The 15,470-nt window shown below is 35.8% G+C and carries 15 protein-coding genes; 9 read left to right on the top strand and 6 right to left on the bottom strand.

Annotated elements, in window-relative coordinates:
* Nucleotides 1–15 precede the first annotated feature (15 nt).
* Nucleotides 16–1,023, top strand: coding sequence for a potassium channel family protein (locus QYS49_RS04000; protein ID WP_308350357.1), 1,008 nt, complete (start codon nucleotides 16–18; stop codon nucleotides 1,021–1,023).
* Nucleotides 1,024–1,080: 57 nt separating this feature from the next.
* Here the strand turns inward: QYS49_RS04000 and QYS49_RS03995 are convergent, their stop codons facing one another.
* From QYS49_RS03995 to pdhA, 4 genes are all read right to left on the bottom strand, one after another.
* On the bottom strand, nucleotides 1,081–2,400 hold the full coding sequence (locus QYS49_RS03995; RefSeq protein WP_308350355.1) for an aspartate kinase: 1,320 nt from the start codon (nucleotides 2,398–2,400) through the stop codon (nucleotides 1,081–1,083).
* The gene (ribH, locus tag QYS49_RS03990) at nucleotides 2,397–2,885 is read right to left on the bottom strand and encodes a 6,7-dimethyl-8-ribityllumazine synthase (protein WP_308350354.1); all 489 of its coding nucleotides are present in this window, start codon (nucleotides 2,883–2,885) and stop codon (nucleotides 2,397–2,399) included. Before ribH ends, QYS49_RS03995 begins: the two co-directional genes overlap by 4 nt.
* Nucleotides 2,886–2,966: 81 nt before the next feature.
* Complete coding sequence (locus tag QYS49_RS03985) at nucleotides 2,967–3,665, bottom strand: tetratricopeptide repeat protein (protein WP_308350352.1); 699 nt, start codon at nucleotides 3,663–3,665, stop codon at nucleotides 2,967–2,969.
* Between the two features lie 170 nt (nucleotides 3,666–3,835).
* The gene (gene pdhA, locus QYS49_RS03980; RefSeq protein WP_308350351.1) at nucleotides 3,836–4,855 is read right to left on the bottom strand and encodes a pyruvate dehydrogenase (acetyl-transferring) E1 component subunit alpha; all 1,020 of its coding nucleotides are present in this window, start codon (nucleotides 4,853–4,855) and stop codon (nucleotides 3,836–3,838) included.
* A gap of 109 nt (nucleotides 4,856–4,964) precedes the next feature.
* On the opposite strand from pdhA, the gene recF reads away from it, so the two are divergent.
* Complete coding sequence (recF, locus tag QYS49_RS03975; protein WP_308350350.1) at nucleotides 4,965–6,065, top strand: DNA replication/repair protein RecF; 1,101 nt, start codon at nucleotides 4,965–4,967, stop codon at nucleotides 6,063–6,065.
* On the top strand, nucleotides 6,058–6,381 hold the full coding sequence (locus QYS49_RS03970; RefSeq protein WP_308350348.1) for a DciA family protein: 324 nt from the start codon (nucleotides 6,058–6,060) through the stop codon (nucleotides 6,379–6,381). The genes recF and QYS49_RS03970 overlap by 8 nt, the downstream gene beginning before the upstream one ends.
* Before the next feature lie 52 nt (nucleotides 6,382–6,433).
* On the opposite strand, the gene QYS49_RS03965 is transcribed toward QYS49_RS03970, so the two are convergent.
* The gene (locus QYS49_RS03965) at nucleotides 6,434–7,126 is read right to left on the bottom strand and encodes an arylesterase (protein ID WP_308350346.1); all 693 of its coding nucleotides are present in this window, start codon (nucleotides 7,124–7,126) and stop codon (nucleotides 6,434–6,436) included.
* 57 nt (nucleotides 7,127–7,183) lie between these two features.
* Here QYS49_RS03965 and QYS49_RS03960 point away from each other — a divergent pair, with 57 nt between their 5' ends.
* The 6 genes from QYS49_RS03960 to QYS49_RS03935 all read left to right on the top strand — a co-directional run bounded on the left by QYS49_RS03960 (nucleotide 7,184) and on the right by QYS49_RS03935 (nucleotide 11,948).
* Nucleotides 7,184–8,074 carry an SMP-30/gluconolactonase/LRE family protein gene (locus QYS49_RS03960; RefSeq protein ID WP_308350344.1) on the top strand — a complete coding sequence of 297 codons (891 nt, stop codon included), beginning with the start codon at nucleotides 7,184–7,186 and terminating at the stop codon, nucleotides 8,072–8,074.
* 69 nt (nucleotides 8,075–8,143) lie between these two features.
* Nucleotides 8,144–8,830, top strand: a complete 687-nt coding sequence (locus QYS49_RS03955) for a DUF2490 domain-containing protein (RefSeq protein ID WP_308350342.1) — start codon at nucleotides 8,144–8,146, stop codon at nucleotides 8,828–8,830.
* Nucleotides 8,831–8,856: 26 nt separating this feature from the next.
* Nucleotides 8,857–9,522, top strand: a complete 666-nt coding sequence (locus QYS49_RS03950) for a hypothetical protein (RefSeq protein ID WP_308350341.1) — start codon at nucleotides 8,857–8,859, stop codon at nucleotides 9,520–9,522.
* Between the two features lie 59 nt (nucleotides 9,523–9,581).
* Nucleotides 9,582–10,082, top strand: coding sequence for a DinB family protein (locus tag QYS49_RS03945; protein WP_308350339.1), 501 nt, complete (start codon nucleotides 9,582–9,584; stop codon nucleotides 10,080–10,082).
* A gap of 106 nt (nucleotides 10,083–10,188) precedes the next feature.
* Complete coding sequence (gltX, locus tag QYS49_RS03940; protein ID WP_308350338.1) at nucleotides 10,189–11,733, top strand: glutamate--tRNA ligase; 1,545 nt, start codon at nucleotides 10,189–10,191, stop codon at nucleotides 11,731–11,733.
* Nucleotides 11,733–11,948: a hypothetical protein gene (locus tag QYS49_RS03935; RefSeq protein ID WP_308350337.1), complete on the top strand. Its 216-nt coding sequence runs from the start codon at nucleotides 11,733–11,735 to the stop codon at nucleotides 11,946–11,948. The genes gltX and QYS49_RS03935 overlap by 1 nt, the downstream gene beginning before the upstream one ends.
* A 406-nt stretch (nucleotides 11,949–12,354) precedes the next feature.
* On the opposite strand, the gene QYS49_RS03930 is transcribed toward QYS49_RS03935, so the two are convergent.
* A complete protein-coding gene (locus QYS49_RS03930) occupies nucleotides 12,355–15,351 on the bottom strand; it encodes an endonuclease (RefSeq protein ID WP_308350336.1) in 2,997 nt (998 codons plus the stop codon).
* Nucleotides 15,352–15,470 lie beyond the last annotated feature (119 nt).

The following is a 15,470-nucleotide window of genomic DNA, read 5'->3' as shown; positions in this document are numbered from 1 at the left end:
TAGCTAAATTTAAGCATGCAGTCAGCTTTATTGAAACTTATTTATGCTTTCTTGATGATTTTAGCCAGCATAATACTTGGCAGTTTGGGCTTTATGTTAATTGAAGGCTATGATTTTCGGGATGGAGTTTATATGTCCGTTATTACATTTTCTACCGTTGGATTCAAGGAAGTTCAACCCTTAAGTGATGACGGAAAGCTATTTACAATATTTTATATTATCGTAAATTTAGGTTTATTTGCTTATACAGCTTCCGTAATTTCATCATTCTTATTTGAAGGGAGATTTAAGGAAATTTATAAAACCTATACAGACAAAAAAGCATTGAAAAAATTAACTGATCATATCATTATCTGTGGTTTTGGGAAAAACGGAGAAATTGCTGGAAATGGATTAGATGTTTCTAAAAAGGATATTCTCTTTATAGAAAAAGATGCTGATGTCATCAATAATTACAATAATGAAAAAGGCTATCAATTATTGCATGGAGATGCAGTTCTTGAATCTGTCTTGGTGGAAGCAGGAGTTGAAAGAGCGAGTACTATTATCACCACACTTCCAAGCGATGCAGATAATGTATTTATCACTTTAACAGCAAAAGAGCTCAACCCACAAATTCAAATCATTGCCAAGGCAACAGAGAGAAATACGGAAAAGAAATTAAAAAGAGCTGGCGCAAACCATGTAGTAATGCCCGATAGAGTAGGAGGTTCCTATATGGCCTCATTAGTTACTAGACCAAGTGTAGTGCAATTTTTAGAAATACTCAATGGTGATCAAAATTCGGAATATTCATTGGAGGAAATAAATCACAACCTGCTTAAAGATAAATTCAAAAACCTCTCTTTAGGTGAAATGGATGTGAAAAATAAAACAGGAGCTACTGTTTTAGCCTTTAAAGACAAAGAAAAAGGCTTTGTATTTAATCCTAATTCTGATGTGGTATGTGATGAAGGTGATGTCATTATTTTATTGGGAGATAAAAAGTCATTAAAGGCTTTTAAAGAGGCGTTTATTGAGTAAATAAGTTTTAGGCATTTGCATTATTGCTAAAAACCTAAAAGCTATTATTTAAAACTCCTAAAAAACTCCATCATTCAACCGTTTCAATGCCTCAGATTTGTACTGAGTATCAACCACTATAGATATATTATGACGGCTACCTCCATAAGAAATCATACGTACTGGCGTATCCTGAAGTGAGGCAAAAATTTTGCTGACCAAACCTGGTCTTTCAGCCACCATATTCCCTACCAAACAAATAATACTTTGCTCTTGGTCTACTTCCACTTCACCGAAAGGGCGTAATTCACTTAAAATGCTATCCAGGTAATAAATATTATCGATGGTTACGGATATGGCTACCTCAGAAGTAGTAATCACATCTATTGGTGTTTTGTACTTTTCGAAAATTTCAAACACTCTTCTTAAAAAGCCATAAGCCATCAACATCCGCAAGGATTTTATTTTGATAGCGACTATCCCATCCTTAGCAGCTATGGCTTTGATGCCTTCGCCACTGCCTTCTTTGGTATGAATCAAAGTACCAGGCGCTTCCGGCTTCATGGTGTTTTTCAGACGAACCGGAATGGTTTTTTTCTGAGCTGGTCTTATACAAGAAGGATGCAATATTTTTGCCCCAAAATAAGCTAACTCAGCGGCTTCCTCAAATGACAACTGCGGAATGCTAAAGGTTTTATCCACCACTCTCGGGTCATTATTGTGCATGCCATCAATATCCGTCCAAATCTGGATTTCATCTGCATTTAAAGCTGCTCCCACCAAAGAAGCGGTATAATCACTACCTCCTCTTTTTAAATTATCGATATTACCATCCGCATTTCGGCAAATATAACCCTGAGTGATAATCAAAGTAGTGTCTGCAGGTTGCTTCACTAAAATATCCGACAATTCTTTATTGATGAATGCTTCATCAGGTTCTGAAAAAGCATCCGTTCTCACGAAATCTAAGGCATTGATCAAAGCACTGTTTAATTCATGCTCTTGCAAATGTAGATTAAAAATATTGGTGGACATTAATTCGCCTTGAGCCAATAATTCTTTGTCAATCGAATTAGTAAAAGGTTTTTCTAAGCATGATTTGATAAAATTCATGCTTTCAGCAATGATATCAGATGCCCTATTTTTGAAAGATTCTGTTTCAAAGAGTTCTTCTAAAAACTCATCATAACGCTTTTGAAGCTTCTTGATGACTTTAACAGCTTGCTCATGTTCTTTCTTGCGTAGTCTTTCACCAATTTCAACCAAAGTGTTGGTTACTCCGCTTAGTGCGGAAAGAACTACTAATTTTTTATTATGGTCTTTCGTGATGATTTCACGAATCTGATTCATTCCTTGGGCCGTGCCTACGGAAGTACCACCAAATTTTAATACAATCATAATCCTTTTGCTAATCCTAACATTTTTAATGCAGTAAATGCAGCTTCGTCTCCTTTGTTTCCATGCTTTCCTCCGGCTCTGTCCAAAGCTTGCTGTTGTGTATTGGGAGTAAGAACACCGAAAATAACAGGCTTGTTATATTTTAGGCTGACGTTGGTAATGCCGTGAGCTACTGCGTCACAGATAAAATCAAAATGTTTTGTTTCTCCTTGAATTACACAGCCTAAGCAAATAACGGCATCAATTTCTTTTCTTTCTGCCATCCATTGAGCTCCTAAGCTTAATTCAAAACTTCCTGGTACATAATGCTTTTGGATATTTTCTTTTGGAATTCCGTTTTCAATTAAGGTTTCGTAAGCGCCATTGTATAAAGATTCGGTTACTTCTTCATTCCATTCTGAGACTAGGATTGCAAATTTATTGTCTTGCAATCCTTTCATGTTTTTTCCTGAATGATCGCTAAGGTTTTTAAGATTTGATGCCATATTCTTTAGTGTTTTTCAATAAAAAAAGGGACAGGCTTTAAAAACCTATCCCTTTTTCCTTAATTAATTTTTTCTTGTTAATTATTTTTGAGCTTCTAGTCGGGATAGGTATTTTTGAGCTTCCGTCTTCTGTTTGGAATCACTGAAATCCTCAACCACCTTTCGGTAGCTTCCTATAGCGGCTTCTAAGTCATTTGCTTTTTCATAAGCCAATCCTTGTTTCATCAAATAAACAGGGCTGAATTCTTTATTGCTTTTATAGTCAGCTGCTTTTCCATATTGATCTGCTGCTGTTGAATAGTTTCCTAATTCCATATAAGCATCACCGATTAAGGCATAAGCTCTTGCTTGCACCAACAAATCATCGCTGCTAAAATCTTCTAAATAATCAATTGCGGTTTCGAATTGACCTTGTTTAAGATAAATATTTCCTAAATAGAAGCTTGCTAAGTTTCCGGCATCAGTAGCACCATAGTCTTCAACAATAGCTAAGAATCCGAAGTTATTTCCATCACCATTCAAGGCTAAGTCATACTCTCCATTTTCATACCAATAAACTGCTTGGAACATTTCCTTTTGAGCCTCTTGGTTGAGATTATTCATATAGTATCGGTAACCGAAAAAGGCTACAATAATTAAGGCGATTACTCCCCCTAATCCAAATACTATTTTTTTATTGTTTTCAATGAATTCTTCTGTTTTAGAAAGTTGCTGAGCTAATACCTCAGGGTTTTCATAAAACTCAGATCCTTGTTTCTCTTTTGATTTTGTTTTTGCCATTGCCACTATTTTAAGACCGCAAAGCTATAAAAATTTATTTATTAATACCCAATTCAATCATTTAATAGTTTAAAGCTTTGGGATTTAAACTATTAAAGCTATAGATCTTGCTGGTTTATCTAACTTATATACCGATCGGTGGCACACAGACCGGTATAAAGCAGAAAGTTTTAATCCACGATAAAAGGGTAATCCTCCTGTGCGTAAACATCTCTGTAAACTTCATCTACATGAGGGAAATCAGATTCCTCAGCAAATTTCACACATTCTTTCACTTGCTCTTTTGCTTCATTATCAATTTCTTTCAACTCATCCTCGGTCGCATATTTATTTTTCAAAATAGCTTCCTTGGCCTGCTCAATAGGATCCTTGCCTTTGTATTCCTCTAATTCTTCTTTTGTTCTGTATTTAGCTGGGTCAGACATTGAGTGTCCTTTATATCGGTAAGTTCTGAACTCCAATAAAGTTGGACCATCACCTTTTCTTGCTCTTTCAGCTGCTTCTGCCACTGCATTGTGAACATTTTCTACATTCATGGCATCCACACCTTTGGAAGGCATATCGTATGCTTCACCTAAAGTGTGCAATTCTGTTACGTTAGAAGTTCTTTTTACGGAAGTCCCCATCGCATAACCATTATTTTCAATGGCAAAAATAACAGGCAGTTTCATACTCATGGCCATATTTAAAGCTTCGTGGAAAGCACCTTGACGAACTGCTCCATCACCCATATAAGTGATACAGATATTATCAGTTCCTTTATATTGCTCAGAAAAAGCAATTCCAGCACCTAATGGAATTTGTCCACCCACAATCCCATGGCCTCCAAAGAAATGATTTTCTTTATCGAACATATGCATGGAGCCTCCTTTTCCTTTGGAAACACCAGTCTCTTTACCAAACAATTCAGCCATTACAGCTTTAGGATCAGTTCCTAAACCGATTGGATGCGCATGGTCTCTATAAGCAGTAATGTATTTATCGCCTTTTTTCAATGCACTAACAGCACCGGCTACGCAAGCCTCCTGTCCAATGTAAAGGTGACAAAAACCACTGATATTTTGCTGACCATATAATTGACCGGCTTTCTCCTCAAATCTTCTCATTAAAGACATGGATCTGAACCATTCCATATAGGTTTCTTTATCGAAACTCTTTTTATTGGCAGTTTTAGATTTCTTTGTAGCCATATTGTTTTTACTTTTTTCCGTGAATTTCTTTCGTCACAAAAGAATAACTTAACTTTGTTTCTCTTGTTACGGGATGCGAAAATAACGAAAAAACCCACAAGTGCGAAAAATGAAGCTCCAAAATATCCGATTAGCTCAATTCAAAAACTATCCGCAAGCAAATTTCTCCTTTGTGGATGGAATTAATTGCTTTTTAGGGCGAAATGGAATTGGTAAAACTAATCTACTGGATGCCATTTATTATCTGGCTTTCACCAAGAGTGCTTTCAATTCGGTGGATAAAGATAACATTCTGCATGAAGAAAGCTTTTTCTCCATCAAAGCCAATTTTGAAGTGGAGGATAAAACCACCGAAATGCTTTGCGCGGTGCGTTTGGGCGAAAAAAAGATGGTGAGATGGGGAGGTAAAGAATATGAAAAATTAAGCGAGCATATCGGAAAATTGCCTTTGGTAATGATTATTCCGCAGGATACTGACATCGTAAGAGAGGCTAGTGAAATGCGAAGGAAGTTTTTTGACAATTTACTCTGCCAGCTCGATCAGGAATATTTGAAATTATTGGTGAATTATAATCATCTCTTAAAACAAAGAAATGCATTGCTGAAATCATTTTTGGAGAAAAATAGATTTTCCGCTGATCAATTGGCTCCTTATGATGAATTGATGTTTCCATTGGCCATTAAAATTGCTGAAGAAAGAAAGGCCTTAATGGAAAATTTCCTACCGATTTTTGAGGAGTTTTATAAAGATTTGTCGGATAATCAGGAGGAGGTAACCATAAATTATAATACCCGAGTAGTAAATTCATTTGAGACTGAGTTTAAAGCACAGCATCAGAAAGATTTCCGACAAGGAAGGACTACAATGGGAATACATAAAGATGATTATGTGTTTCTTTCAGAAGGAAAGCCAGTAAAGAAATTCGGATCTCAAGGACAACAGAAATCATTTGTTATTGCCCTAAAATTAGCGCAATTTGAACTTCTAAAATCATCTAAAAATCAAAAGCCACTTCTTTTGTTGGATGATATTTTTGATAAATTGGATGATAAAAGAATTGCTTATTTATTAAAGATGATGGCAGACGGCAGATTTGGTCAAATATTTCTGACCGATGCCAGACCCGAAAGAAGTAAGGAATATTTAAAAGATATTGATACAGAAAAGAAATTTTTTGAACTGGATCTAACACCACAAGAAAATGTATAAAAAGAAAAATCCACATCCCGCCAGCGTCAGAAAATCCGAAGCTACTCCGCTTGGACAGGTAATCAATGAAATGTTTGATGCTTATCATCTAAACAGAAAGGTTGACCAAACACAAGTAGTGAATTTGTGGCCAAAATTAATGGGGAAGGCTATCGCCAGCAGAACCAAAGGGGTTTTCATGAAAGATAGTAAGCTTTTTGTTACAGTAGAATCTAGTGCTTTGAAGCAAGAATTACTCATGAGCAAAGAAAGAATCATTCATTTATTTAGACAAGAGCTAGGCAAAGAGGTAGTGAAGGATATAGTGCTGTTATAAGTGTAGCCCCTTAATCCCCAAAGGGGAGATGATGAAGTGTTTAGTTTCTGATTTACTTTTCAAGTATTTCCTGCAAATGATTCCAAACAGTTTCTGCTACGATTTTATGACCTTCTGGTGTTGGATGGATTCCATCTGGTAGGTTTAACTCCGCTTCACCGCCCACATCCTTCAATAAAAAAGGAATGCGGTTTACATTTTTCTCTTTTGCTATTTTTGGATATAACTCTTGAAATTCAGAGGCATAAGATTGACCCATGTTGGGTGGAACCATCATTCCAGCAAGCAGAATTTTAACATCAGGATGGATTTCTCTCACTTTATCAATTATGGCTCTTAAGTTTTTATTGGTTTCCTGTGGTTCAATACCTCTTAAACCATCATTTCCGCCTAATTCTAATACAAATATTTCTACCGGCTGGCGTTTTACTACCCATTCCACTCGGGACAAACCGCTGGCGGTGGTTTCTCCACTTACACCTGCGTTGATTACATTATAGTCATAGCCCAAAGAATCTAATCTTTTCTGAATTAAACCAGGAAAAGCTTCTTCCGCTTCAACTCCATATCCAGCGGTTAGGCTGTTTCCAAAGAAAATGATATTGTTTTGTTGCTCTTCTTTTTCAGTAACTTTTTCCTCTACTTCTTTATCAGTTGTTTTTTCTTCCTCTTGTTTAGGATTTGAATTACAGGCTGTAATAAAAACAATTAGTATTGCCAATAGATGATTGAAAGAGAATTTCATATTTTGCATAAATTAAGCTTAGTAATAGAAAGTTTAATCTACGCAAAATGTTATAAAATGATTGATTTAATAAGATTTCATGTGCTAATTTTTAGTGCATTTTTATTTTCAGGTTGTGATCAACAGCCAAAAATGCCCGTTTCAGAAAATACTGAAGTAGTAAAAATTGCTGGTGATTTTGATTTTACAGAAGGTCCAACAGCCGATAGTTTAGGAAATGTCTATTTCACTGATCAACCCAATAATCGTATTTATAAGTATTCTATTTATGGAGAGTTAAGTGTATTTACAGATAGCTCTGGCAGATCAAATGGATTATATATTGATCATAATCAAAATCTATGGGCATGCGCTGATGGTCAAAATCAATTGTGGAAATTTTCATTGGATGGTAGCAAAGAGATAATTTTAAATCCTTCAGGAGATGTAGTTTTCAATGGACCTAATGATGTTTGGGTTCACAAGAATGGAAATTTATATTTTACAGACCCTATTTACCAAAGACCTTATTGGGAAAATGTGCACGATACAGTTGGGCATCAATCTGTTTATTTATTGAAAAATGGAAAGCCCATTTTGTTGGATTCAACTCTAGTTCAAGCCAATGGAGTAGTTGGTAATTCGGAAGAGAACTTGCTGTTTGTGGCAGATATTGGAGATAATAAAACCTATCGCTATAAAATTAATGAAAAGGGAGTGCTGAAGGATAAAATGCTATTCGTTGAACAAGGATCCGATGGAATGACTTTAGACTCTGAAGGAAATTTATATTTGACAGGAAATGGAGTGGATATTTATAATAGAAAAGGTGATTTTCTACAACATCTGGACATTCCTGAAGATTGGACAGCCAACATTTGTTTTGGAGGTGAAAACTTTGACCAATTATTTATTACAGCATCCAAATCATTGTACAGTGTTAAAACCAATGTGAAAACCGTTCGTTGAAAAAGCTTTGCATAATGGAATCCCACCTGTAGTTTTGCATTGATTTTTAAATTTTTCAAATTCTTCAACATGATTTTCAGAACAGTAATTGCCTTAGCTTTTTTATTTTCTTTTACACCTTCCTTAGCTCAAGATGATCCGGATTTAGGTGCTTGGTATATGTATTTTGGTGGAGTAGAATTTGAAAATAGCCAATTTGGAATTCATGCTGAATCTCAATACCGGAATCACAATATTATTGGTGATTTGGAGCAATTATTATTAAGAACAGGTATGCGATATCATTTGAAAGACGGCTCTGCCACTTTCACTTTAGGCTATGGGCATATTACATCAGAATCTGTTGGAGAACCCAATAATACATTTTATGAAAGCAGGATTTATCAGGAAGCTTTATTAAAGCAAAATGTGTCAATAGCTGCCTTAAATCACCGCTTCAGATATGAGCAGCGATTTGTGGATAATCTAGATTTCCAAACGCGTTTACGATATGCATTATTTATCAACATTCCATTATCAGATAAAAAATTTAGTCCAGGGGCGTTTTATATTCCCATTTACAATGAAGTTTTCATAAATGGTGAAAAAACGGAAGACATAGAATATTTTGACAGAAACCGTCTCTATGGTGGTTTAGGTTATGTTTGGAAAGAAAACCTTCGAGTTCAAGTGGGGATAATGGAGCAAACGCTCAATAGCAATTATAGCAAAACCCAATTACAGTTTTCATTGCATCATAATTTTCAAGTAAATTAAAACCCAATTTCAAAAGAACCTTAAATATGAAGAACTTAACCTTATCATTACTACTGATCATTATTTTTTTAACTGCATGTAAGTCATCTCAACAAAGAAGAGCTGAAGCGGAAGAGGATTATGGATATGTTTCTGATGAAGTTAGAAACTTAGAAACCGTTAAAACTTATTCCGAGAAATGGGAGGTTCCTGATGAGTCTTTGTATATCATAGACTTTGAAAATTATGTTGGCATAGTGAGAGGGTATATAGAAAACAATCGAAGGTTAGCGAAAGATTTAAGTCAATGGCATATGTTGATGGTTTTTGATTCAAATGACAGCCTCATTTCTTATCAAATAAACTGTAACACAAAAAGGAAAAATAATGATTGGCAGTGGAATTATTTAGGAACTTTCAATCAATATCCACCACAAGATAATTCTGTCAAAAAATACCATCACGAATTGAAATTTTCGGACTTAATTCCTGTCATTAAAGACGCTGAAGGAAATCCTTATGAAAGTAATCCTGAATCTAAAGCGGACATAACTATAGTGGTTTTTTGGACTATTTATCATGGTCGTCAATCTGAAAACCTAATAAGAGAAGTGCTGGATTTCGATAAAAAACATAAAGAAAAATCCGTTGAACTAGTGTTTTTAAATCACCCAAGCAGCAGAATAATAAATGAATTGGATAAGGAAGGTTGACGGTCTGTTTTTTTATTAAAGTCAATTTTTACATTTTTTCTACTCATAATTAAAACCAAATGAAAAATAAGAGATATATCGATTTTGCAAACTATAATATCTGGGCAAATAATAAATTTATAGATGCACTTTCGGAAGTGGAGGAAGAATTGCTAAACCAAAAGATTGAAGCTAGTTTTCCTAGTATTTTGAAGACAGCAAATCACATGTTGATGGCCGAATATGGTTGGCTTTCAAGGCTTCAGGGGAATGGTTGGGACGTCTCGGAAGTCACTAATTTTTCAGGAACCCCGAGTGAGCTATTTAAGTTATGGCAGAAAACTTCTGTGAATTTTAAAAATTTCATAGAGAACACAGATTTAGAAAAAAAGATCCAATTTGATCATAAAGACGAGAGTTATTCAATTCCCATCCGTGAAATTGCTCAAACTGTCTTCACTCACGGAAACTATCACCGGGGCCAATTGGTGATAATGATGCGTCAACTCGGAATAACAGACATCCCTAAAACCGATTATATTGAGTGGGTTAGGCAGAATGTCAAAGACGGACAATATTAAAAATTTACATTTCATTAAACTTTCACAGGACATAAGTTACATCTTACGCAACTTTTCAACTTAATTCATTAATTTTGCAGCCCAATTTGCAATAAAAAAGAATCTCATGAGTCAAGCTGTACGTGTACGTTTTGCCCCAAGTCCAACGGGACCACTCCACATTGGAGGAGTCAGAACGGCTTTATATAATTATCTATTTGCCAAGAAAGAAGGCGGTCAATTCATTCTAAGAATTGAAGATACTGATCAAAACCGCTATGTAGACGGTGCTGAGGATTACATCAAAAGAACCTTAGAGTGGCTAAATATTACGCCTGATGAAAGCCCATGGAATGATGCTGGTGAATTTGGCCCTTACAGACAGAGTGAGCGTAAAGATATTTATGCGCAATACGCACAGCAATTATTAGACGATGATAAGGCATATTATGCTTTTGATACCTCTGAGGAATTGGATGAAATGCGTGAGCGTCTGAAAGCAGCAAGAGTGGATACCCCACAATACAATGCCATTACGCGTTTGCAAATGAAAAACTCTTTGACTTTATCCAAAGAAGAAGTCAAAGCAAAATTGGATGCAGGTGAGCCTTATGTAATCCGTTTAAAAGTACCTAGAAAAGAAGAGGTGCGCTTAAATGACAAAGTTCGAGGCTGGGTAATGGTACATTCTACTCAGATAGATGATAAAATATTAATGAAATCGGATGGCATGCCGACTTACCATTTGGCCAATGTGGTAGATGACCATTTGATGGGCATCACGCATGTAATCCGTGGCGAAGAATGGTTACCTTCTGCTCCTTTACATGTCTTGCTTTATCAGTTTTTTGGCTGGGAAGATACCATGCCAGAATTTGCGCATTTGCCATTATTATTAAAGCCTGATGGAAATGGAAAATTAAGCAAAAGAGATGCAGAAAAGCATGGCTTCCCTATTTTCCCGATGGAATGGAAAGATCCAGCTTCAGGTGAATTATTAGCTGGCTTTAAAGAAGAGGGATATCTTCCGGATGCATTATTGAACTTTCTAGCATTCTTAGGTTGGAATCCGGGTAGTGAGCAAGAGCTTTTTAATGTAGAGGAATTAATCAAAGAATTCACTTTAGAGAGAATTGGAAAGGCTGGAGCCAAATTTGATATCCAAAAAGCGAAGTGGTTTAATGAGCAGTATTTAAAGAATAAATCTAATCAAGAATTAGCTGAATATCTTAAAAGGGATGTTGAAGCAAATGGAATTGAGGTTTCTCAAGGGAAATTAGAACGTATTGTTCATGCCTTGAAAGAAAGGGTGACTTTCCCAACCGAACTTTGGACACAAGGTCAATATTTTTTCAAAAAGCCAGATAGCTATGATGAAAAAGTAGTAAGAAAAAAATGGAATGCCGAGGTTGATAAAGCTTTAAGTTTATATGCTGATGCCCTTGATAAAGTAGATCATTTGGATGCTGGAAATGCTAAAGCAACTTTTGCTGCTGTGTTGGAGCAAGAAGGAATTGGCATGGGAAAAGTGATGCAATCTCTAAGAGTGAGCATTACTGGAGAAGCTGGAGGTCCTGATTTAATGGAAATTATCGAAATATTAGGCAAGGAAGAAATAACAGAAAGGATTCGTTTAGCGTTAGATAAGCTAAAGGATCAAATTTCTGAATAATGTCTAAAAAGAAAGAAGATAAAAAAAAAGATAAAAAACCTAGTGTAAACCCTAAGCTTGAGGGGTTTGATGTAAAAATCGATTCCTTTGGTGAGATTCAAACTAGCTTTGATATTGATAGAATCAACCAGTTTTTGAATAAAGAAGTGGAAGATAAAAAGCTAAAGGATAGGGATGATCTTAAAGATATAAAAAAGAAAGACGAGGAAGAATAAAATAATTCCAAGAGCTATTTGAATCGCTCTTGGGATTATTTTTTTGGGTTCTCTTGGAAATTAAAATGAAACACTAATTTTCATTATAGCAAATATAAAGTCCTTAGTCTGAAATTTTACTAAATCTAAAACCTCAAAAAGCTTTGATTTAGAGGAAATCTGAGGTTTTAGATATTAAATTTAGATTTATACTCGAATTTATATTTTGTAGTTTCTACTTTTCCTTTTTGTTTGATCAAAAAGAAAGAAAAAATCAAGACAAAAAGATGTCAGCCAAAGGCTGACCAGCCTCTGGCTGGCTTCATCGCTACATCCCAACGCTGGCCCGCCTTTTTGTCCTCCTGCCCGCCCTGTTCGAGCAAAAATTATTTGGTTTTAAAGGGTTGTAGTATTAATCAAGAGTAGCCTATTTGACCATTATTTTTTTGACTACTACATTTTCTGAATCAAGTACTTTTAAAACATATAGTCCTGATTCTAGATTTGTCACATCAATAGTGCTAGATTTTGCATTCAAATTTCCACTTTGCTCTATTTTCCCAGAAAGTGAAATGATTTGATAAGCAGTAGCATCCATTTTTCCTGTAAATATTTCAAGCTCAGTAATAGCCGGGTTTGGATAAACATTAAATCCAGCTGATTCTATTTCTGAAGAAATGCTTTCAGTTCTAGTTAAGCTTCTAAGATTGTTGCCTACACAAAAGTTTGTGCTTTCTCCACTCCCAAAACTTCCTCCTGAAACAATCACATTATTTCCATTGCTTAGGGTAAAAGAACCACTGCCATAAGAACAGCAAATTCCATCTCCATAGCTATCATAAATATTGAAATCGTAACAACCTTCAGGAACTGTAATAGAAACATTAATAGTGCTTCCATCTGCATAATTTCCATAAGGGCCACCTTCAGCAATTACAGTTGAACCCGCTAAAATTTCCCATGTGGTTTCTTCTGGATAGTTATCAAAAGTCAATGATAAGTTAAGTGTCGTTTCAACAACTGGTTGAGCAGTGGATAATTCTAAATTGTCAATTGCCATATCTCCTTGCCAAGTGTCACTTGTCTGACCTACAACTCTTAGTTTTATTGTTTCACCTAAATAGGCTGATAAATCTATATTCTCTGCTTGCCAAGAAGTACCTTGATTGCCTGATTTTGACCATAAGGTACTCCAATTATCTCCATCTGTGGTGACTTGCAACATTAAAGAACCCATATTGCTGGCACCATACATATGATAATTAAAATTAAATGACGCCTGGTTTTCATTACTTAAATCAAAGCAAGGACTTTCAATAGTGGCTGTTTTATAGGAATAATTTGGACTTGAAGCTTCTACATAAAAATAATAATTTCCTTCATAAGCACTGGAAGGACCAGTATTGGAAGAACCCGTTGCACCTGAGTTTACCGTCCAATCAAAATCATCACTTATTGATTGAACCCAATCATTTCCGTTTTCAAATCCTTGCTGATAAGGAAAGGAATTGATGCTGCTTTGGCAATCTAAGCTTGGTAATGGAGCAGAAGTCGTAACCCCAACATTTGAGCTTTGGTTAGATTCGTTTCCAGCTGCATCTTGTGCGGAAATGTTCACCACATAATTCGTTGATACGGACAGTCCATTTACAGTTGCAGTTGTAGAAATGGAATTAGCATAAAAACTGCCATCTAAATAAATTACATATTGATCAACTCCTAGATTATCTGTAGAGGTATCCCAGCTTAAGTCAAAAGAGGTTTCGGTCACATTACTTACTAGTAAATTAGAAGGAGTTGAAGGTGCTTCCGTGTCTCCTCCACCTGAACCCGCAATAGAATGACTTCCTAAAAAGCTAAAAGTATCAGAAGCATATCCATCCCATTCTGATGTGGAATAAGTGGTAGTCGGTTCCGTTACCGTTTCGCCTCTTACCAAAGTGGTGTTTTGTCCAAAGCTAGAACTGCTATTGAAATTTCCAATTACATCAATTAGTTGTCCATTTTTAAATAGTCCAATTGGATCATTACCATTAAATGACAATGCAGCACTACTTGAAATTAAATCAGCTTCGGTCTGCATTGCTGAAGCAGCATTTGAATTTACCACAACAAATACATCTCCATTTGCAATTGAGCCACTCAAGCTTAATTCGCCTGTCCATGAACCGGAACCATTGGTCTGCTTCATTATGGAGTAAGCTGATAGATCAACTGATGAACCAGTAAAATTGGCAATTTCTAATCCTTTATTGTAAGAAGAACCTTCAATGTATTCAGAGAAAATAAGTTCACTTGCTGTTCCAGTGCCTCCGCCTGAACTTGTTACACTAACAGTAAAATTTTGAGCGTTACTTGCGCTTGCATCTGAAACGTTTAGAGAAACTGAGTAATCGCCTGAAGTTTGAGTACTACCACTAATTATTGCTGTACCATTTCCATTATCTGTAAAACTCATCCAAGTAGGAAGTAAAGATGCAGAGATATTCACATTATCTCCTTCAGGATCTGTAGTGGTTATTGAGTATGAATAATTAGTTCCAGCTGCTACTGATGTTACAGGGCTAGAAGTAAAGTAAGGAGCATTATTTCCACCTGAAGTTGAGCAGCTATAAATTTCACATACATATTCAGGATGATCGATGAAAGGATTTCTATTATTCTGATAACTATAGATGATATCATTTCTTTGAATTTCTGTTGCACTTACCGGGTCTTGTTGGTGCCATTCTAATAATACGGATAGCTTTCCGTGATAAGGTGACTTATCTGTACCTGATAAAAGTGACTCGGTTAATTCAAGGTCTGGTTCACCATTTTCTCCCTCATAGCGCGTTGCCATGTAAAAAATCATTCGAGCTACATCACCTTTTACCTCATCACGAGGTTCCCAAACATCCGCTGTACTGCTTGTTTTCGATAAAGTACTTCCAGAATAAAAACCTTGGGTATCTACATAATAAGTATCGCCATAGTCAAAATTCATATTTCCTCTAGCTCCATTAGTGGAAATATCCGCTACAGCCAAATGGTGACAATCGGTTCCTGCTCCTTCACTAGTACCAAAATCTCCTCTTGATTTTGCCCATACATGTTCTCTGTTCCATCCGTCACCATTATTATATTCTGCGGTAGCATCCATTGAAAAACCCGAATAAATTCCAATTACATTGGCTGAATTATTCGGGTCTCTATCTGCTTCTTTTAAAATGTCCCATACATCTGTGCTAGAGCTGCTATAGGGATAAGTAGTATGTCCACTAATTATATCATTTAATGCTGCTTTGAGTTGTTCTCCTGTTTTACCATTTGCGGCATCGTAATAACCAGCAGGAATTTGTGCTTGCAAGGGATGAATTAGCCCCATCAAAAGCAAAAGTATTATGCCTCTGATGAAGTTTTGGGATTTAAAATTAATTAGCATATTGGTTTAGTTAAGTTGGTTTAGTACAAATCTATCAACCCCTTATTCCCTACAACTTCTCATGGTTGATTTATATTTCTTGGAAATTAATGTCGCAAATAAAGTAAGTATATTTCTTT

The sequence above is a fragment of the Marivirga salinae genome (genome assembly GCF_030503855.1).
GTDB classification, from domain to species: domain Bacteria; phylum Bacteroidota; class Bacteroidia; order Cytophagales; family Cyclobacteriaceae; genus Marivirga; species Marivirga salinarum.
This window is presented reverse-complemented; position numbering and strand designations above follow the sequence as displayed.

Excerpts from the sequence above, each read along its gene's own strand:
- QYS49_RS03955 (WP_308350342.1), top strand. The coding sequence starts at position 8,144 with ATGATTTTCAGAACAGTAATTGCCTTAGCTTTTTTATTTTCTTTTACA.
- QYS49_RS03945 (WP_308350339.1), top strand. The coding sequence starts at position 9,582 with ATGAAAAATAAGAGATATATCGATTTTGCAAACTATAATATCTGGGCA.
- QYS49_RS03985 (WP_308350352.1), bottom strand. The coding sequence starts at position 3,665 with ATGGCAAAAACAAAATCAAAAGAGAAACAAGGATCTGAGTTTTATGAA.
- QYS49_RS03965 (WP_308350346.1), bottom strand. The coding sequence starts at position 7,126 with ATGAAATTCTCTTTCAATCATCTATTGGCAATACTAATTGTTTTTATT.
- QYS49_RS03930 (WP_308350336.1), bottom strand. The coding sequence starts at position 15,351 with ATGCTAATTAATTTTAAATCCCAAAACTTCATCAGAGGCATAATACTT.
- QYS49_RS03995 (WP_308350355.1), bottom strand. The coding sequence starts at position 2,400 with ATGATTGTATTAAAATTTGGTGGTACTTCCGTAGGCACGGCCCAAGGA.
- gltX (WP_308350338.1), top strand. The coding sequence starts at position 10,189 with ATGAGTCAAGCTGTACGTGTACGTTTTGCCCCAAGTCCAACGGGACCA.
- QYS49_RS04000 (WP_308350357.1), top strand. The coding sequence starts at position 16 with ATGCAGTCAGCTTTATTGAAACTTATTTATGCTTTCTTGATGATTTTA.
- QYS49_RS03970 (WP_308350348.1), top strand. The coding sequence starts at position 6,058 with ATGTATAAAAAGAAAAATCCACATCCCGCCAGCGTCAGAAAATCCGAA.
- QYS49_RS03960 (WP_308350344.1), top strand. The coding sequence starts at position 7,184 with ATGATTGATTTAATAAGATTTCATGTGCTAATTTTTAGTGCATTTTTA.
- QYS49_RS03935 (WP_308350337.1), top strand. The coding sequence starts at position 11,733 with ATGTCTAAAAAGAAAGAAGATAAAAAAAAAGATAAAAAACCTAGTGTA.
- QYS49_RS03950 (WP_308350341.1), top strand. The coding sequence starts at position 8,857 with ATGAAGAACTTAACCTTATCATTACTACTGATCATTATTTTTTTAACT.
- ribH (WP_308350354.1), bottom strand. The coding sequence starts at position 2,885 with ATGGCATCAAATCTTAAAAACCTTAGCGATCATTCAGGAAAAAACATG.
- pdhA (WP_308350351.1), bottom strand. The coding sequence starts at position 4,855 with ATGGCTACAAAGAAATCTAAAACTGCCAATAAAAAGAGTTTCGATAAA.
- recF (WP_308350350.1), top strand. The coding sequence starts at position 4,965 with ATGAAGCTCCAAAATATCCGATTAGCTCAATTCAAAAACTATCCGCAA.